The 25,145-nt window shown below is 74.2% G+C and carries 15 protein-coding genes; 13 read left to right on the forward strand and 2 right to left on the reverse strand.

Annotated elements, in window-relative coordinates; all coding sequences use genetic code 11:
* Positions 1–70: 70 nt before the first annotated feature.
* The 12 genes from EDD93_RS13500 to EDD93_RS13555 all read left to right on the forward strand — a co-directional run bounded on the left by EDD93_RS13500 (position 71) and on the right by EDD93_RS13555 (position 21,379).
* The gene (locus EDD93_RS13500) at positions 71–595 is read left to right on the forward strand and encodes a GNAT family N-acetyltransferase (RefSeq protein WP_123525386.1); all 525 of its coding nucleotides are present in this window, start codon (positions 71–73) and stop codon (positions 593–595) included.
* 129 nt (positions 596–724) lie between these two features.
* A complete protein-coding gene (locus EDD93_RS13505; protein ID WP_051386654.1) occupies positions 725–979 on the forward strand; it encodes a DUF4229 domain-containing protein in 255 nt (84 codons plus the stop codon).
* 410 nt (positions 980–1,389) lie between these two features.
* Positions 1,390–2,742, forward strand: coding sequence for a dicarboxylate/amino acid:cation symporter (locus tag EDD93_RS13510; protein WP_123525387.1), 1,353 nt, complete (start codon positions 1,390–1,392; stop codon positions 2,740–2,742).
* A 381-nt stretch (positions 2,743–3,123) separates the two neighbouring features.
* Positions 3,124–6,375 (forward strand): non-ribosomal peptide synthetase, encoded by a 3,252-nt coding sequence (locus EDD93_RS13515; protein ID WP_123525388.1) that lies wholly within the window; start codon positions 3,124–3,126, stop codon positions 6,373–6,375.
* Positions 6,372–12,113 (forward strand): non-ribosomal peptide synthetase/MFS transporter, encoded by a 5,742-nt coding sequence (locus EDD93_RS13520; protein ID WP_260255716.1) that lies wholly within the window; start codon positions 6,372–6,374, stop codon positions 12,111–12,113. Before EDD93_RS13515 ends, EDD93_RS13520 begins: the two co-directional genes overlap by 4 nt.
* Positions 12,110–13,645, forward strand: a complete 1,536-nt coding sequence (locus EDD93_RS13525) for a class I adenylate-forming enzyme family protein (RefSeq protein WP_123525389.1) — start codon at positions 12,110–12,112, stop codon at positions 13,643–13,645. The genes EDD93_RS13520 and EDD93_RS13525 overlap by 4 nt, the downstream gene beginning before the upstream one ends.
* Positions 13,642–16,728: a non-ribosomal peptide synthetase gene (locus EDD93_RS13530; RefSeq protein ID WP_123525390.1), complete on the forward strand. Its 3,087-nt coding sequence runs from the start codon at positions 13,642–13,644 to the stop codon at positions 16,726–16,728. Before EDD93_RS13525 ends, EDD93_RS13530 begins: the two co-directional genes overlap by 4 nt.
* Positions 16,725–16,937 (forward strand): MbtH family NRPS accessory protein, encoded by a 213-nt coding sequence (locus tag EDD93_RS13535; RefSeq protein ID WP_123525391.1) that lies wholly within the window; start codon positions 16,725–16,727, stop codon positions 16,935–16,937. Before EDD93_RS13530 ends, EDD93_RS13535 begins: the two co-directional genes overlap by 4 nt.
* Positions 16,934–17,194, forward strand: a complete 261-nt coding sequence (locus tag EDD93_RS13540) for an acyl carrier protein (RefSeq protein WP_123525392.1) — start codon at positions 16,934–16,936, stop codon at positions 17,192–17,194. The genes EDD93_RS13535 and EDD93_RS13540 overlap by 4 nt, the downstream gene beginning before the upstream one ends.
* Positions 17,187–18,686: a condensation domain-containing protein gene (locus tag EDD93_RS13545; RefSeq protein WP_123525393.1), complete on the forward strand. Its 1,500-nt coding sequence runs from the start codon at positions 17,187–17,189 to the stop codon at positions 18,684–18,686. The genes EDD93_RS13540 and EDD93_RS13545 overlap by 8 nt, the downstream gene beginning before the upstream one ends.
* Positions 18,683–20,623 (forward strand): N,N-dimethylformamidase beta subunit family domain-containing protein, encoded by a 1,941-nt coding sequence (locus tag EDD93_RS13550; RefSeq protein WP_123525394.1) that lies wholly within the window; start codon positions 18,683–18,685, stop codon positions 20,621–20,623. Before EDD93_RS13545 ends, EDD93_RS13550 begins: the two co-directional genes overlap by 4 nt.
* A 93-nt stretch (positions 20,624–20,716) precedes the next feature.
* Positions 20,717–21,379, forward strand: coding sequence for a TetR/AcrR family transcriptional regulator (locus tag EDD93_RS13555; protein WP_185092306.1), 663 nt, complete (start codon positions 20,717–20,719; stop codon positions 21,377–21,379).
* Positions 21,380–21,626: 247 nt separating this feature from the next.
* On the opposite strand, the gene EDD93_RS13560 is transcribed toward EDD93_RS13555, so the two are convergent.
* Together EDD93_RS13560 and EDD93_RS13565 are read right to left on the reverse strand one after the other, a co-directional pair.
* Positions 21,627–22,445, reverse strand: a complete 819-nt coding sequence (locus tag EDD93_RS13560; protein ID WP_123525395.1) for a MaoC/PaaZ C-terminal domain-containing protein — start codon at positions 22,443–22,445, stop codon at positions 21,627–21,629.
* A 4-nt stretch (positions 22,446–22,449) separates the two neighbouring features.
* Positions 22,450–23,769: a 3-oxoacyl-ACP reductase gene (locus tag EDD93_RS13565; RefSeq protein WP_123525396.1), complete on the reverse strand. Its 1,320-nt coding sequence runs from the start codon at positions 23,767–23,769 to the stop codon at positions 22,450–22,452.
* A 76-nt stretch (positions 23,770–23,845) separates the two neighbouring features.
* On the opposite strand from EDD93_RS13565, the gene EDD93_RS13570 reads away from it, so the two are divergent.
* The gene (locus EDD93_RS13570) at positions 23,846–25,123 is read left to right on the forward strand and encodes an acetyl-CoA C-acetyltransferase (RefSeq protein ID WP_123525397.1); all 1,278 of its coding nucleotides are present in this window, start codon (positions 23,846–23,848) and stop codon (positions 25,121–25,123) included.
* Positions 25,124–25,145 lie beyond the last annotated feature (22 nt).

Here is a 25,145-nt window from a genome sequence, read left to right on the forward strand (position 1 = left end):
CCCCGGCCGGAGCTCTCTCGCGTTCCGGACAGGGTTTGAGGGCAGCGCCCGTAATGGTTAATCTGCCTGTATGGCACTTACGTTTGAGTGGGACCCGCCCTTCGACAGGCCTCTGCGGGACGGCATCGCCGCACTCTGGGCCGATGTGTCCAACGCGGGCGGCGCGGTGGGCTTTGTGCCGCCCGTCACGGTCGAGGACGTCCGGCCCGAGCTGGTCAAGCACCTCGTCGCCATGACCGAGGAGCGCACCCGGCTGCTGGTCGGCCGCGACGAGGACGGCGTCGTTGCCGCCACCGCCTTCCTGACCCGCAACAGCCACCGGCTGATGACGCACTGGGTCTGGCTCTACACGGTGATGGTCCACCCCCGCCACCAGGGCCGGGGTTACGGACGCGACCTGATGGCCGCGGCCGCCGACGCCGCGCGCTCCATCGAGGGCATCGAGGCCATCCGGCTCACCTGCCGGGGCGGCACGGGCGCCGACCGCTTCTACGCCGCCTGCGGCTACAAGGAGGTCGGGCGGGTGCCGGACGCGATCCGGGTGGCCGACGGGGACGACCGCGACGACATCATCATGCTGCTGCCGCTCGGCTGAGCCCTTGTGCGGAGCCCTGCGAACCGCTCGATTACGGGGCATGCTTCACTGGACGGGCAGGACTGTCACGTAGAGAGAAGGCGAGCTGTGTCCGCTGCAAAGCCGAGCGCAATGATCCGGTACACCGCGATGCGTCTCAGTATCTTCGTCGGCTGCTTCGCGCTCGCCGCCGTGGCCGTCAACTACGGGCTGCTGCCGTCCGGGGCGGGCGGCTCGAACATCATCTGGGTCATCCTGCTCGCCCTCGTGCTCTCCGCACCGCTCAGCTACGTTCTGCTGCGCAAGCAGCGCGACGAGATGTCCGAGCAGATCGTCTCCAAGGTCGACCGCACCAAGGCGCGCCTGGAGGCGAACCGGACCCGCGAGGACAGCGTCACCCAGTAGGGAAAATGTAAGCTGCCTCACACCCGCACCCATTCTTCCCGAAACCCCAGCGCCGGAGCGAACGCTCCGGTACTGGGGTTTTCGCGTTCCCCGGGGCCAGTTGGGGAGCACCGCCGGGTGACGCCGGGCGTCGGGGCGCAGTCTCACATCAAAGAAGACCTTTGAGGTTCTCAAAGTTCAAGTGTTAACGTGTTCGGCATGAAGACAGCTGTGCGCCTCCGACCTGCCCCGAGCATCCCGCTCGTGGCGCGCCTGCATGTCGATCTCTGCCGCTGTATGTCCGCGGTCTGTTGCCGCAACGTCTGAACGGCATCATGCAGCGGCGCCGCCTCTGACGCGGGCGCCGCACCCCCCGTCCCCTCCGCACACCGTCCCCGTGCGTCCCGATGCGTCACATCTGGAGTGTGTCCGTGTCCGCGAACCCCGCGTCCGCCACCACCGAAGAGCCCTCCGGCTCCGGTTTCCGCATACCCAAGGTCCCGTTCTGGGCCCAGATAGTCGCCGGTCTCGTCCTCGGCGTACTGCTCGGCTGGCTCGCCCGCAGCCAGGACATCGGCTGGCTCTACACCACGCTCGACAAGGTCGGCCACATCTTCGTCCAGCTGCTGAAGCTGGCCGTCGCGCCCCTCGTCTTCTTCGCGATCCTGGTGTCGATCACCAACCTGCGCAAGGTCAACAACGCCGCCCGGCTGGCCGGCCGCACCGTCCTCTGGTTCATGATCACCTCGCTGATCGCGGTCGCCATCGGCCTCGCGATCGGTCTGATCACCAACCCGGGCTCCGGCACCGGCCTCACACCGAAGGACGGCAAGGCCCCCGAGCACGCGGGCTCCTGGCTCGACTTCCTGACCGGCATCATCCCGGAGAACGTGATCACCCCGTTCACCGACCTGAACGTCCTTCAGATCGTCTTCATGGCCGCCGTCGCCGGCATCGCCGCCCTGCAGCTCGGTGACAGGGCCCAGCCGATCCTCAACCTCAGCGAAGCCATCCTGGAGCTCCTCCAGAAGGCCCTGTGGTGGGTCATCCGCCTCGCCCCGATCGGCACCATCGGCCTCATCGGCTACGCCATCGCGGACTACGGCTGGGACCTGATCGGCAAGTACGCCACCTTCACCGCCGACGTCTACATCGGCTGCGCCCTGGTCATGTTCGGCGTCTACCCGCTGCTCCTGGCCACCGTCGCCAAGGTCAGCCCGCTCCAGTTCTTCAAGGGCGCCTGGCCCGCGATCCAGCTCGCGTTCGTCTCGCGCTCCTCGGTCGGCACCATGCCGGTCACCCAGCAGGTCACCGAGCGCCTCGGCGTCCCGAAGGAGTACGCCTCCTTCTCGGTCCCGTTCGGTGCGACGACCAAGATGGACGGCTGCGCCGCGATCTACCCGGCACTGGCCGCGATCTTCATCGCGCAGATCTTCGACGTCCAGCTGGGTGTCGGTGACTACATCCTGATCGCGTTCGTCTCCGTGATCGGCTCGGCGGCCACCGCCGGCCTCACCGGCGCCACGGTCATGCTGACGCTGACCCTGTCGACCCTGGGCCTCCCGCTGGAGGGCGTCGGCCTGCTGATGGCCATCGACCCGATCCTGGACATGATGCGGACCGCCACCAACGTGGCCGGCCAGGCGCTCGTCCCGGTGCTGGTCTCGGCCCGCGAGAAGATCCTCGACCACGACATGTACAACTCGGCCTCGGCCTCTCCGGTCGACGAGGCCGAAGCCGAGGTCCGGGACAGCGAGCCGGACCGGGTGCCCGTCGCCGTCTGACCGGCTTCCGCCCGTCGTTCGCGTGTGGGCCTCTCCCCCCTGGTGGGGGAGGGGCCCATTTCGCGTTCCCGGGCCGTTCGTGGCCGGTGGCCCGCAGAGAGCCTGTTTCGGTCACGCGCGTTGCTCCTGATGTCGCGTAACGGGTGATTCGCGACGGCTGAACTCATCGGAATCAGCCAGACCGAATGGTCCATACCATTGACTTGCGGGGGGTCGCCTTCTAGCGTTGCGGTTGCCGCGAGGCCGATGCCGGACGGGGGCTCTGGGAAGCGCAACTCCCTTACCTGTCAAGGAATATGACGGCCCGTCGGCGGATTCCTGCGGCGTGGGCCCCGTCATCCTCGGGGTCCGTGCCGCGCGGGCACACGGGGGGCACGGCACATGAGGGGCACTACCGGTACGGACTTCACGGGCGGCGGCGGTCTGCCGCTGAGCCACGGGCAGGAAAGGCTCTGGTTCCTGGACCAGCTGGACCCGGGGGACGCCTCCTACAACATCCCACTGGTGCTCCGGCTGTCCGGCGCCCTGTCCGTGGAGGCGCTGCGGACCGCGTTCGACGGGACCGTGGCCCGGCACGAGGCACTGCGCACCAGGTTCCCCGACGCGGACGGCCGCCCCGTCGCGGTCGTCGAACCGGCAGCCGCCTTCCCCGTCGAGTTCCTCGACCTGCGGGCCGGCGGCGCGGCGGGACGGGCCGACGCCATCCTCGCCGCCCGGACCAACGGCGCGTTCGACCTCGCGGGCGGCCCACTGCTGCGCGTCACCCTGCTGCGCACCGCCGACGAGGAACACCTGCTGTGCGTGGTGCTCCACCACATCGTCGCCGACGGCTGGTCGCTGAACCTGCTCCGCACGGAGCTGGCCACCCGCTACGCCGCATGCCTGGACGGCCGCGCCGTCGAGCTGCCGGACGTCCTGCCGTACACCGTGCACGCGGCCCGCGAGCGGGAGTCCGCGCAGGGCCCCGAGGCGCAGCGGGCGCTGGAGTACTGGCGGGAGCGGCTGGCCGGTGCCCCGGTGCTGGACCTGCACTCCGGAGACGGGGCCGGGGGGCCGGAGGGGCCGGGCGGACTGGGCGGACAAGGTGCCTTCCACACCCGGCGGCTGGACGGAGCGGCGGCCGGGGTGGCGGCGCTCGCCAAGGAGCGCCGCTGTACGCCGTTCATGGTGCTGCTGGCCGCCTACCAGTGCCTGCTGCACCGGTGGACCGGGCAGGACGACTTCTGCGTGGGCGTACCGGCGGCAGGCCGGGGCGAACCCGAACTGGAGGAGCTGATCGGCTACTTCTCCACCACGCTCGTCCTGCGGGCGGAGCTGGCGGACGGACCGGCCTTCGGCGAACTGCTGCGGCGCGTGCGCAGGTCCGCGCTGGGCGCCTTCGCCCACGACCGGGTGCCGTTCGAGCGCCTCATCGACGAACTGGGCGTCGAGCGCAGCCTTGGAGGCAGCCCGCTGTTCCAGACCCTGCTCACGGTCCACACTCAGGACGAGGGCGAGGGCGGCGAGCGGACGTTCGCCGGTCTGCGGTGCGAGGAGGCCGACGGCGGGCATGCGGCGAGCAAGTTCGAACTGATGCTGGACATCCGCCGCGAGGGCGCCGACCTGGTCACCGTCTTCGGCTACCGCACCGGCCTGCTGGACGCGGACCGGGTGGCCGTCCTCGCCGGGAACTTCGAGACGCTGCTGCGCGGCGCGCTCGACGCGCCGGACACCCCGCTGCCCGAACTGCCCGTCCTCACCGGGCGGGAGCGCGAGGAACTGCGCACGCTGGGCACCGGCCCCGAGGCGCCCGCAGCCGACGCCGTCGCGCTGCCCCGGGTACTGGCCGGGGTGGCGGCCGGGGAGCACGGCGGGTCGGTCGCCGTGCGGGGGCCGGACGCCACGCTGACCCACCGGGCGCTGTGGGACGCGGCCGGGGCGCTGGCCGTGCGGCTGCACGGGGCCGGGGTGCGGCGCGGCGATGTCGTCGGGGTCTGCCTGCCGCGTGGTGCGGCGGCCGTCACGGCGATGCTGGGCGCGTGGCGGGCAGGCGCCGCGTATCTGCCGCTCGACCTGGCCTACCCGGCGCCCCGGCTGGAGTTCATGGTCCGGGACGCGGGCATCCGCGTCGTGGTCGGGCCCGCCCCCGGCACCGCGCCCTGGCTCCCCGACGGGGTCGCCGTACTCGGTGAGGAGCGGTCCGGGGAGCCCGGCACCCCCGACCCCGCCTGGCAGGCCGGGCCGGACGACGCCGCCTACCTGATCCACACCTCCGGCTCCACCGGCACCCCCAAGGGCGTGGTGGTGCCGCACCGCGCGCTGGCGGCCCGGGTCGCCGGGATGCGCCGGGACTACGGGATCACGCCCGGGGACCGGATCCTCCAGTTCGCCTCGCTCAGCTTCGACACCCACGCGGAGGAGATCTACCCCGCGCTCACCGCGGGGGCCCGCCTCGTCGTCGCGGAGACCGGCGACACCCTGCCGGACCTGCTCGCCGGCGGGCAGGGGCGGGAGGTGACGGTGCTGGACCTGCCCACCCCGTACTGGCACCAGCTGGTCGACACCGTCGACACCGTGGCCTGGCCGCCCGGACTGCGGCTGCTGATCCTCGGCGCCGACCAGGTCTCCCCCGCGGCGGTCGCCGCCTGGCGGGCGCACTTCGGGGAGCGGGTCCGCGTCGTCAACTCCTACGGCCCGACCGAGACCACGGTGATCGCCAGTGCGGCGGACCTGGGCCCGGCCGACGCGACGCGCCGGCCCCCCGTCGGACGCCCGCTCGACGGAACGACCCTGGCGGTGTGCGACGCGCGGGGCCGGCTTCTGCCGCGCGGCGCCGCCGGTGAGCTGCTGATCGGCGGCGCCGGGGTGACGTACGGCTACCGGGGCCGCCCCGGTGCCACCGCCCGAGCCTTCGTGCCCGACCCGTGGGGGCCGCCGGGCGCGCTGCGCTACCGGACCGGGGACCTGGTGCGGTGGCGGTCCGACGGGCAGTTGGAGTTCCTGGGCCGGATCGACGCGCAGATCAAGGTACGCGGCTTCCGGGTGGAGCCCGGGGAGGTCGAGGCGGCGCTGCTGGGCCTGCCCGGCGTGGGCCGTGCCGCTGTCGTGGTCCGCGACGAGGCACTGGTCGGCTATGTCGTCGCGGCGGCGGACCACCGGGGCGAGGCGCTCCGGCCCGCGTCGCTGCGGGCCGCCCTCGCCGAGACCCTGCCGGCCCATCTGGTGCCGAACTCGCTGGTCGTGCTGGACGGTCTGCCGCTCACCCCGAACGGCAAGCTGGACCGGCAGGCGCTGCCCGCCCCCGAACGGCGGCCCGAACTCGGGGGCGGCTACGTGGCCCCGCGTACCGACGCCGAGTCCCTGGTCGCCGACGTCTGGGCGGAGGTCCTGGGCCTCGACCGGGTCGGGGCCCTGGACGACTTCTTCGACCTCGGCGGGCATTCACTGCTCGCCACCCGGGTGGTCGCCCGCATCCGCGCGGCGGCCGGTCTCACGGTCCCGCTGCGGGTGCTGTTCGCCCACCGGACCGCCCAGGCCTTCGCCGTCGCGGTGGAAGACCTCCTGCTGGCGGAGATCGACGCCCTGTCCGAAGCGGACGCTGAGGAACTCCTCGCGGCCCCGGCCGCACCGGAAAGAAACGGAACCACGGCGTGAGCAGCACCGAAGCGATATCCGGCACGGACGCGCCGGGACCGGACGCGGGGACCACCGCGACGGAGCCCGCCGGGACACCGGAGCCGGCCGGGACCCCCGGCAGACCGTCGGCGGCCGCGCTCTCCGAGGCCAAGCGCGCGCTGCTCGCCCGGCGGCTGCGAGGCCGGGACCGCACCGCAGGTGCGATCCCCGCCCGCGCCGCCGGAAGCGTGCCACCGCTCTCCTTCGCGCAGGAGCGGCTCTGGTTCATGGAGCAGTTCGCGCCCGGCACCGCCGCGTACAACATCCCCGTCGCCCGGCGGCTGCGCGGCCCGCTGGACCGTCCCGCGCTCCAGCGGGCGCTGGACGCGGTGACCGCCCGGCACGAGACCCTGCGCTCCCGCTACCCGTCCACCGACGACGGGCGCCCGGTCCTGGAGATCGCCGAACCGGGCCCGTTCGCGCTGCGCACCGCCGACGCCGGGAGCGCCGAGGAGGCCGGCCGGCTGGTGGACGAGCTGGCGGCGGAACCCTTCGACCTGGTCACCGGCCCGCTGATCAACGCGGCCCTGATCCGGCTGGCCGACGACGACCACGTCCTGCTCCTGGTCGTGCACCACAGCGTCAGCGACGGCTGGTCCAGCGAGGTGCTGGTCTCCGAGATCCTGCGCGGCTACACCGCCTACGCCTCGGGCCGGCCCGACCCACTGCCCGAACTGCCCATCCAGTACGGTGATTTCGCCGTCTGGCAACGCGAACGGCTCACCGGCGCGCGGCTCGCCGGGGAGGTCGCGTACTGGCAGGAGGAGCTCGCCGGCGTCCAGCCCCTGGAGCTGCCCCGCGCACGCCCCCGCCCCGAGCGGCAGACCTTCGACGGAGCCGGCTACGGCTTCGACGTCGGCCGTGAGCTGCTGGACCGGCTCACCGAGCTCGGCCGGGCCCACGGCGCGACCGCGCACATGGTGCTCCTCGCCGCGTTCCAGCTGGTGCTCGCCCGGTTCAGCGGACAGCGGGACTTCGCCGTCGGCTCACCGGTCGCCGGCCGTCCCGAGCCGGAACTGGAGGGCCTGGTGGGGATGTTCGTCAACGTCCTGGCCTTCCGCGCCCGGCTGGACGGCGACCCCACCTTCACCGAACTCGTCGCCCGGACCAGGGAGACCTGTCTGGAGGCCTACGCGCACCAGGAACTGCCCTTCGCCCAGCTGGTGTCGGAGCTCAAGGTGGAACGCGACGTCTCGCGCTCCCCGGTGTTCCAGGCGGTGCTCGCCATCCAGAACTACGCGGTGCGCGGCGACGGGGCCGGTGAGCGGGCGGACCTGGACGTGGAGGCGTTCGGGCTGCGCGCCGCTGGCACCCGGTTCGACATCGAGCTCTTCCTGATGGAATGGCCCGACGGACTGCACGGCGCCTTCAACTACAACACCGACCTGTTCGACGAGGCGGACGTCGCCCGGATCGGCGGCAGCCTCGGCCGGCTGCTGCGGGCCGTCGCCGACCGTCCCGACGTGCCCCTGTCCACGCTGGACCTCCTCGCCCCCGAGGAACGGGAGCAGGTGGTCGTCGAGTGGAACGACACCGCGCGCGCCTTCCCGGACGACGCCACCCTCCCCGGGCTCGTCGCCGCGCAGACCGCCGCCACCCCGGACGCCGTCGCCGTCGACTTCGAGGGCGCCACCCTCACGTACGCGGAGCTCGACCGGGCCGCCGCCCGGGTCGCCCGGCGGCTGCACGCCGAGGGCGTGGGGCCCGGCTCGCTCGTCGCGGTCAGCGCGGAACGCTCACCGGAGCTCGTCGCCGGGCTCCTCGGCGTGCTGCGGACCGGAGCCGGCTACACCCCGCTCGACCCGGAGTACCCGGCCGGGCGCCTCGCGTCGATGCTGGCCGACAGCGGTGCCGGGGTGCTGCTCACACAGGCCCGTCTGCCCGCCCCCGAGGAGTGCGCCGCGCGCGTCCTGCTGCTGGACGAGTCGGCGTCCTGGCCCGACGACGGACCGCTGCCCGGGGGGCCCGCCGCCGACGACACCGCGTACATGATCTACACCTCCGGCTCGACCGGCCGGCCCAAGGGGGTGCCCAACACCCACCGTGCCCTCGTCAACCGGCTGCTGTGGATGCGCCGCACCTACGGAGTGGGGCCGGACGACGCGGTGCTGCACAAGACCCCGACCGGCTTCGACGTCTCGGTGTGGGAGCTGTTCCTGCCGCTGCTGTCCGGGGCCCGCCTGGTCGTCACCAGGCCGGGCGGTCACAAGGACGCCGCCCACCTGCGGGACACCATCGCCGACCGGGGCGTCACCCTCGCCCACTTCGTGCCCTCGATGCTCGACATGTTCCTCGCCGAGGACGGCATCGAGCGCTGCGCGGGGCTGCGCCAGGTCGTGTGCAGCGGTGAGGAGCTCCCGCCGCGTACCGCACGGGAGTTCACCGCCCGGCTGCCGCACTGCGGGCTCGCGAACCTGTACGGCCCGACCGAGGCCGCCATCGACGTCAGCAGCTGGGAGTGCGCGGGCCCGCTGGAGACCGTGCCGATCGGCGCGCCCGTCGACAACACCCGGCTGTACGTCCTGGACGCGGACCTGCGCCCCGCCCCCGTCGGCACCCCGGGCGAGCTGCACATCGGCGGCGTACAGGTCTCGCTCGGCTACCACCGCAGACCCGGGCTGACGGCCGCCCGCTACGTCCCCGACCCCTTCGGTGAGCCCGGCTCCCGGCTCTACCGGACCGGTGACCTGGCCCGCTGGCGCGCGGACGGGCAGCTGGAGCACCTCGGCAGGATCGACCAGCAGGTCAAGCTGCGCGGCATGCGCATCGAACCCGGCGAGATCGAGGCCGCGCTGTGCGCCGAACCCGAGGTGGCCGCCGCCGCGGTCGTCGTGCGCGAGGACAACCCGGGGGACAAGCGGCTGGTCGCGTACGTGGTGACCCGGCCGGACCTCACCCCCGCAGCGGGGGAGGCCCCCGAGCCCGACACGAAGGCGCTGCGGACCGCGCTGCGGCGCACCCTCCCCGACTACATGGTGCCGGCCGCGTTCGTCGGCCTGGCCGCGCTGCCGCTCTCCCCGAACGGCAAGCTCGACCGCCGCGCCCTGCCCGCCCCGCAGATCCGCCGGTCCGGCGGCGACGCGCCCGTCGCACCCGGGACCGGGACCGAGCGGGTCCTCGCGGACATCTGGGCCGAGGTGCTGACCCTGCCCGAGGTCGGCATCGACGACGACTTCTTCGACCTCGGCGGCCACTCGCTGCTCGCCACCCAGGTGGTGGCGCGGGCCCGCAAACGGCTGCCGGGCGTGGGCGCCCGGCCGGTCAGCGTGATGGACCTGTTCACCTGCCGCACGGTGCGCGAACTGGCCGCCCTCGCCGACCTCGACGAGTCCGAGCGCGGCCCCAGCCGGCTGCTGCACCGGCTCACGAGGCCGGCCCCCGAGGCCACCCGCACCCTGTCGCTGGTCTGCGTGCCCTACGGCGGTGGCAGCGCGGTCGTCTACCAGCCGGTCGCCGACGAACTGCCCGACGGCTACGACCTGTGGTCGGTCGCCATTCCCGGGCACGACATCGGGGTCACCGAACGCCACCTGCCGTTCGGCGAACTCGCCGAGGGCATCGCCGCCGAGGTGGCCGAACGGGTCGGCGGACCGATCGCCCTCTACGGGCACTGCGGCGTCGGCAGCGCCCTGACCGTGGCGGTGGCCCGGCTCCTGGAACGCTCCGGCCGGGAGCTGGAAGCCGTCTACATCGGCGCGCAGTTCCCCTTCGCCCGCCCCCGCAGCAAGGTGCTCGGAGCGCTCAGCCGGATCTCCGCCCTCGAACCGCTGCTGGGCGACCGGGTGTACGTCAACTGGCTGCGCTCCATGGGCGCAGAGGTCGGTGAACTCGACGAGACCCAGACGCGGTTCATCATCGGCAACATGCGCAGCGACTCCAAGGCCGCCGAGGAGTACTTCACCTCGGTGCTCGACGAGGTCGAGCGGGGCGGCGACCGGCTGCGGGCACCGGTGATCTCCGTCATCGGCAACCGCGACCCGGCCACCGACTTCTACCAGGAGCGCTACCGCGAGTGGCAGATGCTCGCCGAACGCTCCGCCGTCACGGTGCTCGACGAGGGCGGGCACTTCTTCCTGAAGTACCGTGCCGCCGAGCTCGCCGAGATCGTCACCCGTACCCACCCCGCCCTCGTGGCCGGGACCGCGGCCGACGAGCTGCCCGCGCGGGCCGACGACGGCTCGTGGTGGTTCCACGGCGTCAGCGACCGCGTCCCGGCCGGCCCGGACGGAACGGAGGCCGGGACCGGGACCGGGCAGGCACCGCCGGGCACCCCGCCGCCGCCGGAGAGCGGCCCGGCCCCCAGCATGGTGCGCTTCCTGCTGGTCGCCCTCGGCCAGCTGCTGTCCATCACCGGCTCCGCGCTCACCGAGTTCGCGCTGCCCGTCTGGATCTACCTGGAGACCGGCTCGATGGGCCGGTACGCGCTGTACGCCGTGATCGGGATGCTGCCCGGCATCCTGATCGGCCCGGTGGCGGGGGCGATCGTGGACCGGCTAGACCGCCGCCGGGTGATGCTGGTCAGCGACGTGGTCGCCGCCGTCACCCAGGCAGCGCTCCTCACCCTGCTGCTCTCCGGACACCTGCACTCCTGGCACATCTACGTACTGCTCGCCGTGCTGTCGATGGCGCTGACCTTCCAGCGCCTGGCCTACGCATCGGCGGTGCCGCAACTGGTGCCCAAGCAGTACCTCGGCCACGCCAACGGCATCGTCCAGATGGCCTTCGGTGTCGCGCAGTTCGTCGTCCCGCTGGTCGCGGTCGCCCTGATGGCGGCGATCGGACTGAAGGGCATCCTCGTCCTGGACGTGGCGAGCTACGCGGTCGCCATCGGTGTGCTGCTGTGCGTGCGGTTCCCCGTCACGATGGCCTGGAGCCGCCGCGAGTCCCTGATCGCCGAGATCAAGCACGGCTTCCAGCACTCCTGGCACAACCGGGGCTTTCGCGCGATGCTGCTCTGGTTCGCCGGACTGAACCTCTTCCTCTCGCCGCTCTTCCTGCTGCTCACCCCGCTGGTGCTGTCCTTCGACTCGCTGGCGGCGGCGGCCCGCGTCGCGGTGGCAGGCGGCGCCGGAGCGATCCTCGGCGGCATCGCGATGGGCTTCTGGGGCGGACCGGTACGCCACCGGCTGCGCGGCATGCTCGGCCTCGCAGCGCTGCTGGCGGTGGCCTGCGCCCTGGTGGGCGTCCGGGCCGACCTGTGGGTGATCGGGGCCGGGGCGTTCGGGATGTCCTTCGCCCTGTCCATGGTCAACGGCGTCTACACGACGATCGTCCAGATCAAGGTCCCGCAGCGCTTCCACGGCCGGGTGTTCGCTCTCAACACCATGGTCGCCTGGTCGACCCTGCCGATCGGGCACGGGATCATCGCCCCGGCCGGTTCCGCGCTGTTCGGGCCGCTGCTGGAGGACGACGGACCACTCGCGTCCACGGTCGGCGCCGTCATCGGCACCGGGCCGGGCCGGGGCATCGGCTTCATGTACGTGCTGTTCGGCGCCGCGATGCTGGTCCTGGTCGCGGTGGGCCTGCGGATGCGGGTGCTGTCCCGCTTCGACCTGGACGTCCCCGACGCGCTCCCGGACGACCTGGTGGGAATCCAGGAACTCGAACGCCGGATGGCCGGGGCGCGCACCGGGAAGGCGAAGGCCGGGGCCGGGGGCGGCGGCCTCGTCACCACCGGACCGGCAGGCTCCGCAGGCCGTTCGCGGGACGAGGCATGAGCGCCGCCACGGCACGGCGGGTGCGGCCCGCCGGTCCCACGAGCCTGCCGGCCCTGCTGGAGCACCGCGCCGCCACCGGCCCCGACCGCCCGGCGCTGCTCTGCGGTCCCCACCGGCTGACCTTCGGCCAGTGGCACGACCGGGCGCGGGCGCTGGCGTCCGGGCTGCGGGCCGGGGGACGCGCGGCAGGCGACCGGGTGGCGCTGCGCTACGGGAGCGCCGACTGGGCCGAGTACGCGGTCGCCTACTGCGGGGTCCTGATGGCCGGCTGCGTGGCCGTCCCGGTGTCGGACCGTCAGGCCCCGGCGGTCTTCGCCCACGTGCTGCGCGACAGCGGGGCCGCCCTGGTGCTGCACGCGGCCGGGGAGCCCCCGCCGGTCCGGCCGGAACCGGACGGCTCGGCCCCGCCGGTCCGTACGGCGACCGTCGCCGAGGTCACGACGGCCGGTGACCCGGGCGCCGGGGCGCTCCCGCTCCCCGCCCCCGGCGCGCTCGCCCAGATCCTCTACACCTCCGGCACCACCGGAGTGCCCAAGGGGGTCACCGCCACCCACGGCAACCTGGCGCACGGCTGCACCCTCGACGAACGCCGCCGTCCGCTGCGGCACTCCGCGTACTTCCTGCACGCCTTCCCGGTGGGGACGAACGCGGGACAGACGATGCTGGTCAACGCGCTGGACTCGGCGGCGGCCGGGATCGCCGCACCCCGGTTCACGCCCGCCCGCTTCGCCCGCCTCATCGAGGAGCACGCGGTGGGCAGCGTCTTCCTCGTCCCGGCCATGGCCATCGAACTGCTCGGCTCGGGCCCCGCGCGGCGGTTCTCCACCGACAGCGTCCGGCTGGTCGGCTCGACCGCGGCCGCCCTTCCGCAGCCCGTCGCCGTCGCACTCGCGGACGCCTTCCCCCGGGCCCAGATCGTCAACTACTACACCTCGACCGAGGCGGCCCCCGCACAGGTCACCCTCCTGTTCGACCCCGAACGGCCCGAGTCGCCGGGCCGCCCCGCATCCGTGAGCGAGCTGCGGATCACCGCCGCCGACGGCACCCCGCTGCCGGCCGGGGAACCCGGCGAGGTGTGGCTGCGGACCCCCGCGTCCCCGCGCACCTACCTCGGGGACCCGGAGGCGGGCGCCGAGGTGTTCCAGGGCCGCTGGGTCCGGATGGGAGACCTCGGCCGGCTCGACGACGAGGGCTACCTGCATCTGCTCGACCGCGAACGGGACGTGGTCAAGTCCGGTGCCCACAAGGTGTCCACCCTCCAGGTGGAGAACGCGCTGCACGCCCACCCGGCCGTGGCCGACGCCGCCGCCCTCGGAGTGCCGCACCCCGTGCTCGGATCCGTGGTCGCCGCCGTCGTCGTGCCACGCGGCGAGGTGACGGTGCCGGAGCTGCGCACCTTCCTGCTGGACCGGCTGGCCCCGCACGAGCTTCCGGCCCGGCTGCTCTTCCGTTCCGGCCTGCCCCGCAACGAGGGCGGCAAGATCCTCAAGCGCGAACTGCGCCTGCTCCTGGACGACGAGGCACCGCGATGACGAATACCGCCCCCCAGGGCCTCAGCCCGGCCCAGCACGGCATGTGGGTCACCGAACAGGTGCTGCACGCCGGTTCGGCCCACCACCTGTCCCTCACCGTCCGCTTCACCGGGCCGCCGGACGCCGCAGCGCTCGCCGCCGCCTGCGCGCGCGTCACCCGCCTCCACCCGGTGCTGACGGCGCGCCTCGACCCGGCCGGCCCCGCCCTCGAACCGGGCGTCGCCGGTGCGGAGCTGCGCCGGCTCAGCTGCGCCCCGCAGGAGGTGGCGGCGGTGCTGCACGCGGAGACCGTGCGCCCCTTCGATCTCGCCGGGGGACCACTGGTGCGGTTCGCACTCGTGGACGGCGGCCAGGACGGGCAGCAGCTCCACGTCGTCGCCCACCACCTGGTGTTCGACGGCACGTCCAAGGACGTCCTGCTGGCCGCGCTGGGCGGCGCCCCCGCGCCCGCCGCGCGGCCGGGGCCGCCCCCGGTGCCGGGGGAGTCCGCCGTCGCCGCGGCGGCCGCGTTCTGGTCGGGCCGCGACCACGGCACCGGCACCCCGGCCCTTCCCGGACTGTCCGCCGCGCCGAAGGACACGTGCGCGCCCGCGCCCGGCGCGTCCGTGCCCTTCGCCCTGGACACCGCGCTGCGCGACCGCCTCACCCGGGCCGCCGCAGACCTGGGCGCCACCCCCTTCGAGGTGCTGCTCGCCGCCTGGCACACCCTGCTCCTGCGCTACGGCAGCACGGCGCCCGCCACAGCGCTGGAGCTGAGCACCCGCCGACCCGAGGACACCGGGCACATCGGCCTGTACGTCAACGAACTGCCGGTCCTCACCCACCCGGACCCGCAGCGGCCCTTCGCCCTGTTCGTCCAGGACGTACGGACCGAACTGCGGGCCCTGTACGCGCACCGCACCGTCCCGCTGGCCCGTGCGGTGCGCGGGCTCACCCCGCGCACCGCGCTCACCCCGGTCTCGGTCAGCTACCGGCGCCGCGGGGATGCGGAGCTGCCGGAGTTCGGCTTCGGACGCGTCGCCGCGGTGGACTGGACGGGCTTCACCCACACCGTCCGCAACCTGCTGCACCTCCAGCTCGTCGACGGCCCCGGCCGGATCGACGGCTCGCTCCAGTACCGCGCCGACGCCTTCGCCCCCGGCGCCCCGGAACGCATCGCCGGCCACTTCCTCACGCTGCTCGACGCGGCGCTCGCCGCACCGCGCACCCCGCTCGCCGGACTCCCCCTGCTGACCGGGGACGAGCGGCGGCGGGTCCTGGACTCCGCCGCCGCCGCCGGACCCGCCGCCTGCCCGCCCGGGGCCACGGTCGTCGGCATGTTCACCGCGCAGGCCGGCCGGACCCCGGACTCGGTCGCCGTGACCGGAACCGACGGCGAGGAGCTGACGTATCGCGAACTGCACGTCTCGGCAGCCGCGTTCGCCGCCCGGCTCGGCGCGCGCGGGCTGGGCGCCGGCGACCTGGTGGGTGTCCTGCTGCCCCGCTCCGTCGACCAGCTGGTGGCCGTGCTCGGCGTGCTGACGGCGGGCGCCGCCTACCTCCCGCTGGACCCGGAGCACCCGGCCGAGCGGCTCGCCCTCGTCCTGGGCGACGCCGCACCGGCCGCCCTGGTCACCGAGGGCGACGCCCCCGCAGGGCTCCCGGCCGGCGTGCCCGTGCTCACCGTCGCCGGACCCGCCGCCCCGGCCGCCGCCGAACCCGCACCGCCGGAGGCCGGCGACCCCGCCTACGTCATCTACACCTCGGGCTCGACCGGAACCCCCAAGGGTGTCGAGGTCCCGCACCGGGCGCTCGCCAACCTCCTCGCCACGATGTCCGAGCGGCTGGGGACGGGCGCGGCCGACCGCTGGCTCGGACTGACCACCCTGTCGTTCGACATCTCCACCGTGGAGCTGCTGCTCCCCCTCACCGCCGGGGCCCGCGTGGTCCTGGTCCCCGAGGCGCACCAGCGCGACGGCGCGGCCCTGCTGAAGCTGATCGACGCGCAGCAGGTGACCCATGTGCAGGCGACGCCGAGCAGCTGGCGGCTGATGCTCGCCGCCGGGCTGCACCGGCCTGACCTGGTCGCCGTCGCCGGTGGTGAGGAACTGCCGGGCCCGCTGGCACGCGGTCTCACGGACGCCACGGGCAGGCTCGTCAACGTGTACGGGCCCACCGAGACCACCGTCTGGTCGACCCTGGCCGAACTCGCCGCAGGCGGGCCCGTCACCATCGGCGGCCCGCTCGCCGCCACCTCCGTCCAGGTGCTCGACGCTTACGGCGCACCGGTGCCGGACGGCATCACCGGCGAGCTGTATCTGGGCGGCGCGGGTGTCGCGCACGGCTACCGGGGGCGTCCCGGACTCACCGCGCAGCGCTTCGTCCCCGACCCGTACGGGCCGCCCGGCTCGCGGCTGTACCGCACCGGCGACCTCGTACGACGGACGCGGGACGGCCTGCTGGAGTTCGCCGGACGCGCCGACACCCAGATCAAGCTGCGCGGCCACCGCATCGAACTCGGCGAGATCGAGGCGCGGATCGGGGAGCACCCGGCGGTGGCCCAGGCGGCCGTCGTCCTCGACGGGGGCACGGACGATCCGGACGGCGGGCAGGCCCGGCTGGTCGCCTACACCGTCCCGGCGGCCGCGCCGGGCGCCCCCGCCTCGCCCGAGGCGCTGCGCGCCCATGTGGCAGCGGCCCTCCCGGCGGCGATGACGCCGGGGGTCTGGGTGTCCCTCGACGCGTTCCCCCTCACCCCGAACGGCAAGCTCGACCGGGGCCGCCTGCCCGCACCGCCGCGCACCCGGGAGCAGCCGGTGGCGCCGGTGTCCGGTGCGCAGGGCGGGAGCGCGGCGGACGGCGGGACGGACCGGGTCACCTCGGTGGTCCGTGACATCTGGCAGCACGTGCTGCGGCTCGACGACATCGGTCTCGACGAGGACCTCTTCGACCTCGGCGGGCACTCCCTGACGGTCACCGCCATCGCCGGCCGGATCCGCCGGGAACTCGGCGTCGACGTACCGCTCGACGTCTTCTTCGACACCCCCACGATCAACGGCGTAGCGGCCGAGGTGGCCCTACTTCAGCAGGAGGAACAGCGATGAGCGAGCAGGCGTCGTACCAGGTCGTCGTCAACGACGAGGAGCAGCACGCGCTGTGGCCCGCCGGTGGCGAACTCCCCGCCGGGTGGCGGGCCGAGGGCTTCACCGGTTCGCAGGAGGCGTGCATGGCGCACGTCGACGAGGTGTGGGAGGACATCCGGCCGCTGAGCCTGCGCCGCCGGCTGGCCGAGGCCGCGACGGGCGCGCGGTGACCGCCGTGCGGGAGCGGCTGGCCGGACTCGTCGAGGCGGCGACCGACGGCGAGATCGCCGCGGCGCACGTCCTGGCCGAGGGGGGTTCCCTCACCGCGATCGGGGTCACCTCGCTGGCCATGCTGCGGCTGATCGACGCCCTGGAGGAGGAGTTCGGTGTGCTGATCGACCCCGACGGATCGTTCCGGCAGCTGGACGACTTCGACGCGCTCGCGGACCGGCTGGCCGCACCGGACGGGGGAGGCGGACATGGCTGACACCGTCACGGCCGACGCCCCGGGCACCGGCCGGGCGGCCCAGGGCGCCCCGGCGGACCCGTACCCGTGCGACGACGGTTCCGGCGTCGTGGAGGTGGCCTTCTGCGGCGAGCGGTCCGGGCGGGCCCCGCTGACCTGGGGGCAGCGGGCGATCTGGCACGCCGTGCTGCGCACCGTCCCCAACGACCACTACTTCAACCTGGGCCGCGTCCTGCCCCTCGGTTCGCGCGGAAGGTCCGTCACCGTGCCTGTGGCCCTGACCGCACTCAGTGCACTGATGGCTCGTCACGAGTCCTTGCGTACAAGGCTGGTGGACGACGACGGCCGTGCGGAGCAGTCGCTCTTCGCCGACGGGACGCTGCCGGTGACCCTCGCGCCGGCACCGGACGCCGACGCCGCGTCGCGGGCCGCGGACGAACTCCTGGACCGGCTGTCCGGCACCCGCTTCGACTACACCGGCGAGTGGCCGCTGCGCGTCGCACTCGTCACCGTGGACGGCCTGGTCACCCACGCGGTGCTGGTCCTGTGCCACCTGGCCGCGGACGGGCACGGCGCCGAGGTCCTCGTACGGGACCTGCGCCTGCTGGCCCTGCGCGGCTCCGCAGGGCGGCCGCCCGCCACCGGCCCGCTCGACCTGGCGCGCGAGCAGCACGGCGAACGGGGCAGGCGACGCGGCGCGGCGGCCCTCGACCACTGGGAACGGGGGTACCGGTCGGCGCCGCCGACGATGTTCCCCACCGAGGTCGCCGAGCCCCGCAGCCCGCGCTTCTGGACCGGGCGGATCGTCTCCGCGGCGATGGCCCGCTCCGTCGGAGCCGTCGCGGCCGCCCACCGGGTCAGCGGCTCCACCGTGCTGCTCGCCGCGTCCGCCGCCCTGGTGGCCGCGGACCAGGGCCACCGCACCGCCGCCGTGATGCCCATCGTCGGGAACCGGACCGCCCCCGGTCTGCGCGACCTCGTCTCGACCCTCTCCCAGGACGGGCTGTTCGTCCTCGACCCGGGGGCGGTGGGCGCGGACGGCCGGTTCACCGATCTGCTCCCGGACGCCTACCGGACCGCGCTGCGCACCTACCGGGCCGCCGTGTACGACCCGGTGGAGTGGGACGGGCTCGGCGAGCGGATGAGCCGGGAGCGGGGGACCGAGGTCCACCCGTACTGCTGCTTCAACGACATGCGGCTGGTGGACCGGCACGGGCCCGCCGGACCGGCGCCCACCCGGGAGGAGCTCGCGGAGGCGCGCGGGTCGACCCGGTTCGACTTCCCCGCCACCCAGGAACGGGTGGCGTGCCGCTACTGCCTGCACATCACGGGGGTGGGGCCGGCCCTCGCCGTGACGCTCACCGCGGACACCGCGTATCTGCCACCGGACGCCATCCGCGGCCACCTGTACGCCATGGAGCACCTGATCGTCGCGAGCGCGACGGGCGATGCGCCGTCCCTCGGTGAACTGCCGGAGCTGCTGAGGCGATCGTGGGGGGACGAGCGGCCATGACCCACAACACCCGCGCGACCGGCGGCGGGACGGAGCCCGGTGCGCCGGCCGTGATCCGCGCCTGGGCCGAGCGGACGTCCGCCGTGCAGGGCGGCACCCTGGCCTTCCACCGAACCGGCGGGCCCGCCCGGGTCGTCGTCACCGACGCGGTCGGCGGCGAGGTACGGCTCACCGCACCGGTCACCGGCCAGGACTGGACCCTGCGGATCCCGGGGGACTGGCCCAGCTCCCTGTACCGGGCCACGTTCGAACCGCTCCCGGACGGCGGCCCCCTCGACGAGGCGGAGCACGAGGCGGACCACGAGGCGGAGCACGAGGTGTGGTTCGTCGTCCGGGCCGCCCGGCCGGGCACCGGTTCGCCGATCCTCGTCTCCGTCCCGTTCGCCACCTGGCGGGCGTACACCCACAGCGGCCGGCCCGGCCGGGGCCTCTACTACACCGAGCAGCCCGGCCGGGCGGCCCGGGTCTCCTTCGCCTCGCCCGGTGGCGGCCCGCCCCCCGAGCGCTGGGAGGAGGGGCTGCTGCGCTGGCTGCCGCGCGCCGGGTACCGGGTCGACTTCTGTTCGGGCCTCGACCTGCACGAGGGCGACGAACTCCTCTCCCACTACCGGCTGCTGGTCGTCAACGGCCACGACGAGTACTGGACGATGGAGATGCGCGACAGCGTCGAGGCGTTCGCCCGGCGCGGCGGCAACCTCGCGTTCTTCGCGGCCAACACCGCGTGGTGGCAGATGCGGCTGGAGGACGGCCTGAGCACGATGGTCTGCCACCGGGACGCGGTCACCGACCCGATGACCGCGACCGACCCGAGGCGGGTCACCGTCGAGTGGTCGAGCTCCCCGGTCGACCGTCCGGAGAACTCCATGACCGGGCTCAGCTTCCGCCGGGGCGCGGGAGCCTGGGGCGAGGGCATGAAGGTGATGCTCAAGGACGCGTACACCGCACGGTTCGCCGGGCACTGGGTCTTCGAGGGGACGGGACTGTCCCAGGGCGAGTCGTTCGCCCGGGGCGCACTCGGGTACGAGACCGACGCCTGCGACCTGGAGTGGACCGGGGACGTCCCCCGGGCCACCGGCACCGACGGCACCCCGTCCTCCTTCGTCGTCCTCGCCACCGCGGACCTGCGGCACTGGCGCGACTACGGCCAGGGCGGCGCCGCCACGATGGGGACGTTCCGGCTGGGCGCGGGCACGGTGTTCAACGCGGGCACCATCAACTGGGGCAGCGTCCTGGCGGATGACCCGGTTGTCGACCGCATCACGCGCAACGTCCTGGACCGCCTTGCGGGTGCGGTGCCCGGCGACGCCTGGGAGGTGGCGTCCGCCGCCGACGGGGTGCGCGCACTCGCGGTCTGCGAGGGGATCCTCTTCGGCGCGGACGCGCAGGGCGCGCTGCTGTGCCGCGAGCCGTCCGGCCAGAACCTGCCCTGGCGCCGGATCGGCGACGCGCCGGGAGTACGGGCCCTGGCCTCGTCCCGCGAGGCGTCGGGCGCGTTCCCGCTGGAGCTGTACGCGGCCACCGACGACGGACGGCTGCTGCGCCGCGACCCGGTTCCCGGCCCGGCCGAATGGCACCGGGTCACCACGGTCCCGGCGGGCACGGCGGCGCTGGCGCTGTGCGACGCCGGGGCCTTCGCGATCACCCCGCACGACGACACACTGCACCACCTGTCCGCCCTCGACGTGGACGCGCCCTGGCAGGCGCTGGGGCCGGCGGGCGGAGCCGTCGCGCTCACCACGATGAACAGCCGGCTCTGGGCGGTGACCGCACAGGGGGCACTCCTCACCCGGCTGCCCTCGGCCGACGCCACCCCCTTCGCGCCCTGCGCGGCGCCGGGGCCGAGCGGCGGCTGCGAGGGGCTGGCCGCCCGTGCCGGGACGCTGTACGCCACTCGTGCCGGGGGGCCGTTGCGACTGCGACGGCAGCCTGTCGTCTGACGGTGCGCCCACGCGTGGACGCCGCACCGCCCGTGCCGTCGGGCGCCGTACTCTTACCGGGGAGTAGTGCATCGGGGGCGGGAGGAGTCCGGCATGGGTGCTGTGAAGGGCAAACGGATGCCGCGCGCCGTGCGCGAGCAGCAGATGATGGACGCCGCGGTCCAGACGTTCGGGCGGCGCGGCTACCGGGCCGCCTCCATGGACGAGATCGCCGAGCTGGCCGGAGTGTCCAAGCCACTGGTGTACCTGTACCTGAATTCAAAGGACGAACTGTTCACCGCGTGCATCCGCCGAGAGGCGCGGGAACTGCTCGCCGCCGTCCAGGCGGGCGCGGAACCGGGACTCCCCGCCGACCGGCAACTCTGGTCCGGGCTCCAGGCGTTCTTCACCCACACCGCGGAGAACCCGGACGGCTGGGCGGTGCTCTACCGCCAGGCGCGTACGCACGGGGAGCCGTTCGCCACCGAGGTGAGCGTGATGCGCGACGAGATCGTCGCGTTCGTCACGGGTCTGATCGGCGCCGCGGCCCGCGAGGCCCACCACGACCCGGCCCTCCCCGACCGCGACGTGACAGGCCTCGCCCAGGCGCTGGTGGGCGCCGCCGAGTCGCTCGCCGGCTGGGCCAACGAGACCCCGGGCGTCTCGGCGAAGGAGGCGGCGGCCACCCTGATGAACTTCTCCTGGGCCGGCCTGGAGAACCTGATGAACGGCCACCCCTGGCAGCCGCGGGGGGCGGGGCGCGGGCGTCCGGCGTGACGGGCGGCGCGGACGCCCTCAGGGGCCTTCGGGCGCTTCGGGGCCGAGCGCGCGGGCAGGCAGGCCGCGCAGGTCGCGGAGCATGACCGTGAAGGCGGGGGAGTCGGGGAACGGCTGCCGCTTGCCGACCCCGGTATATCCCCACGTTTCGTAGAGGGCCCGCACCTTCGGGTGGCCGGGGGCGGTCAGGAGGACGGCGGACGCCCCACGTCCGCTGAACCCGCCGCACCGGAGCGGCCGTCTGCGGTCAACTCCGGTGCGTGGTAGTCCCGGTGAGGTGGACGCGCTCGCCGCCGCGCAGCTGGAAGGCGGCGCCGTCGGACGCGTAGGTGACGGTGCCGGGCAGCAGGACGGGCGCCCTGAAGTCCGCCCGTACCGTGTGGATCAGGTCGGGCCGAGGGGCTTCCGCGAGGCAGCGGGCCACGGTCCACATGCCGTGCGCGATGGCACGCGGGAAGCCGAACAGCCGTGCCGTCAGCGGGTACAGGTGGATGGGGTTGCGGTCGCCCGACGCGGCGCCGTAGCGCCGGCCGAGGTCGGCGGGCAGCCGCCACTCCGCGACGGCGGGGAGGTCCGGTTCCGGTGCGGGGCGCGCCTGTTCGGCGGCGGTACGCGTCGCGTGCCGGGACAGGTAGCCGCTGCGGGACTCCCACACCAGCTCGCCCGAGAGCCGGGCCTCGGTGACCACGGTGACCTCCGTGCCGCGCCGGTGCGGGGCCAACCCGTCTGCGTACACCGTCAGTTCGAGCGCGTCCGAGGGGCGCAGCTCCCGGTGTGCGGTGATCTCGATCCAGGTGTGGACGAGTCCGGTGACCGGCAGCGGGAAGCGGCGCCGGGTCATCAGCCGCATGGCGAGCGGGAAGGCCAGGACGTGCGGGTAGGTGACCGGCAGGGCGTCCGGGTCCGCGAAGCCGCAGATCCTGCGGTACGCGGCCAGCGGACCGGCCGCGAGGGGCGCGGCCGGGCTGCTCGCGCGGTCGGCTGGCAGTACGGCGTCCGGCCGGCCCGGCCGTTTGAACGGGGACGTGGCGGCTCCGCGCGCCAGCGAGAGGATCAGGCTCGGCACCGGTTCACGCCCCCAGCAGGCTCTGGCCGCAGACCCGGACGACCTGGCCGTTGACGGCGCTGGAGGCGGGCTGGGCGAACCAGGCGGTGGTCTCGGCCACGTCGACCGGGAGCCCGCCCTGCGAGAGGGAGTTCATCCGGCGGCCCGCCTCGCGGATGAACAGCGGGACGGCGGCGGTCATCTTCGTCTCGATGAACCCGGGGGCCACCGCGTTGACCGTGACGCCGTGGTCGGCGGCGGCGCGCGGGGCGAGCGAGCGGACCAGGCCGATGATGCCGGCCTTGCTGGCCGCGTAGTTGGTCTGGCCGTTGTTGCCGGCGATGCCCGCGATGGAGGCGGTGGCGACGATCCGGCCGCCCCGGTTGACGGTGCCGGTCTTCAGCAGTGCGTCCGTGGTGCGCAGGACGCTGTCGAGGTTGACGTCGATGACCGGGGCCCAGCGGTCGGCGGCCATGTTGGCGAGCCGCCGGTCCCGGGTGATGCCGGCGTTGTGGACGAGGATGTCGAGGCCGTCCGGGGCGGCGGCGGTGATCCGGGCCGCCGCGTCGGACGCGGTGATGTCCAGCGGCAGGGCGCTCGCGCCGAGCCGGTCGGCGGTGCGCAGCAGGTCCTCCCGGGCCTGCGGGACGTCCAGGCAGATGACGTGGGCGCCGTCCCGGGCGAGCACCGATGCGACCGAGGCGCCGATGCCGCGCGCCGCGCCGGTGACCAGCGCGATGCGTCCGGCCAGCGGGGCGGCCCAGTCGCCGACGGGGTCGGGGGCGGCCGAGGTCACCTCGATGACCTGGCCGCTGATGTAGGCGGACCGGGGCGACAGCAGGAAGCGCAGGGTGGACTCGGCGCCCGCGACCGCGCCGGGTTCGACGCGTACGAGCTGCGCGGTCGAGCCCCTGCCGATCTCCTTGCCCAGTGAGCGCACGAAGCCTTCGAGGGCCTGCTGGGCGGCGGCCTGGTGGTGGTCGTCCGGGGACGGGCGCACTCCGACGACGACGACGCGGCCGCCGGGTGCGAGGGAGCGCACGACGGGGTGCAGCGCGGCGTGCACGTCCCCGAGCCCGGCGGCGGTGTCGACGGCCGTGGCGTCCAGGACGATCGCGGCGGGCCGTTCGGCGCTCGCCCGCACCTGGAGGCCGGTCGCGGTGAGGACCGCGCCGAGCTCCTCGGTCACGGTGGAGTCCCCGGCGGTGAGGTGCAGGACGGGGCCGGTCAGCGACGGGGTCTCCAGCGTCCAGCGGCGCAGCGTCGCGGGCTGCGGAAGCCCGGTCCGCCGGGTCAGGAACCGGCCGGTCGCTGTGCCGGAGAAGTACAGATAGCGGTCGGCCATTGTCCAGACTCCCTGCTCGGTCTTAGATTTACTCCAGAGTAAGGTTACTCAAGAGTCAGGAGTTGGTCGAGATGAGTTGGTCGAGTTGATCCCCCTCGCACTCCCGCAGCCCCGCAGGGTCGCGGTCATCGGCGGCAGCCGTATCCCCTTCGCCCGCTCGGACGGGCCGTACGCGCAGGCCTCCAACCAGCAGATGCTCACCGCCGCACTGGACGGTCTGGTCGAGCGGTTCGGGCTCCAGGGGCAGCGGGTCGGGGAGTTCGCCGCCGGCGCGGTCCTCAAGCACAGCCGGGACTTCAACCTGGCCCGGGAGACCGTGCTCGGCTCACGGCTCGACCCGCGCACGCCCGCGTACGACGTCCAGCAGGCCTGCGGCACCGGCCTCCAGGCCGTCATCGCCGCCGCCAACAAGATCATGCTCGGTGCGATCGACTCCGCGGTCGCGGGCGGCGCGGACACCACCAGCGACGCGCCCCTCGGCGTCAACGACGAACTGCGCCGGCTGCTGCTGTCCGCCCGGCGCGCGAAGTCGGCGGGCGGCCGGGCAAAGGCTCTGGCGGGGGTACGTCCCCGCCACCTCGTCCCGGACATCCCGCGCAACGCCGAACCCCGCACCGGTCTTTCGATGGGCGACCACGCGGCGCTCACCGCCCGGCGGTGGGACATCGCCCGCGCGGACCAGGACCTGCTCGCCGCCACCAGCCACCAGCGCCTCGCGGCCGCGTACGAGCGCGGGTTCCTGGACGACCTCGTCGTCCCGTACCTCGGCCTGGACCGGGACCAGAACCTGCGCCCCGGCTCCACGGTGGAGAAACTCGCCACCCTCAAGCCGGTGTTCGGCGCGGACCACCCGGACGCGACGATGACCGCGGGCAACTCCACCCCGCTGACGGACGGCGCCGCGACCGTGCTGCTGGCGAGCGAGGAGTGGGCCGAGCGGCACGGGCACGAACCGCTGGCCTACCTCTCGCTGTACGAGAGCGCCGCGGTCGACTACGTGGGCGGCGAGGACGGTCTGCTGATGGCGCCCGCGTACGCCGTACCGCGCCTGCTGGAGCGGGCCGGGCTGACGGTCGGGGACTTCGACCTCTTCGAGGTCCACGAGGCATTCGCCTCCCAGGTGCTCGCCACGCTGGCCGCCTGGGAGAAGGCGGGCCTCGCTCCCGTCGACCGGGCGAAGCTCAACGTGGCCGGCTCCTCGCTCGCCACGGGGCACCCGTTCGCCGCGACCGGCGCGAGGATCGTCGCCACCCTCGCCAAGCTCCTCGCGGAACGCGACGCCCCCGGCCGGGGACTGATCTCGATCTGCGCGGCCGGCGGCCAGGGCGTCACCGCGATCCTCGAACGCGCCTGATCAGTGACCCGGCCGGACCATG

The organism is Streptomyces sp. 840.1, from assembly GCF_003751445.1.
GTDB lineage: Bacteria > Actinomycetota > Actinomycetes > Streptomycetales > Streptomycetaceae > Streptomyces.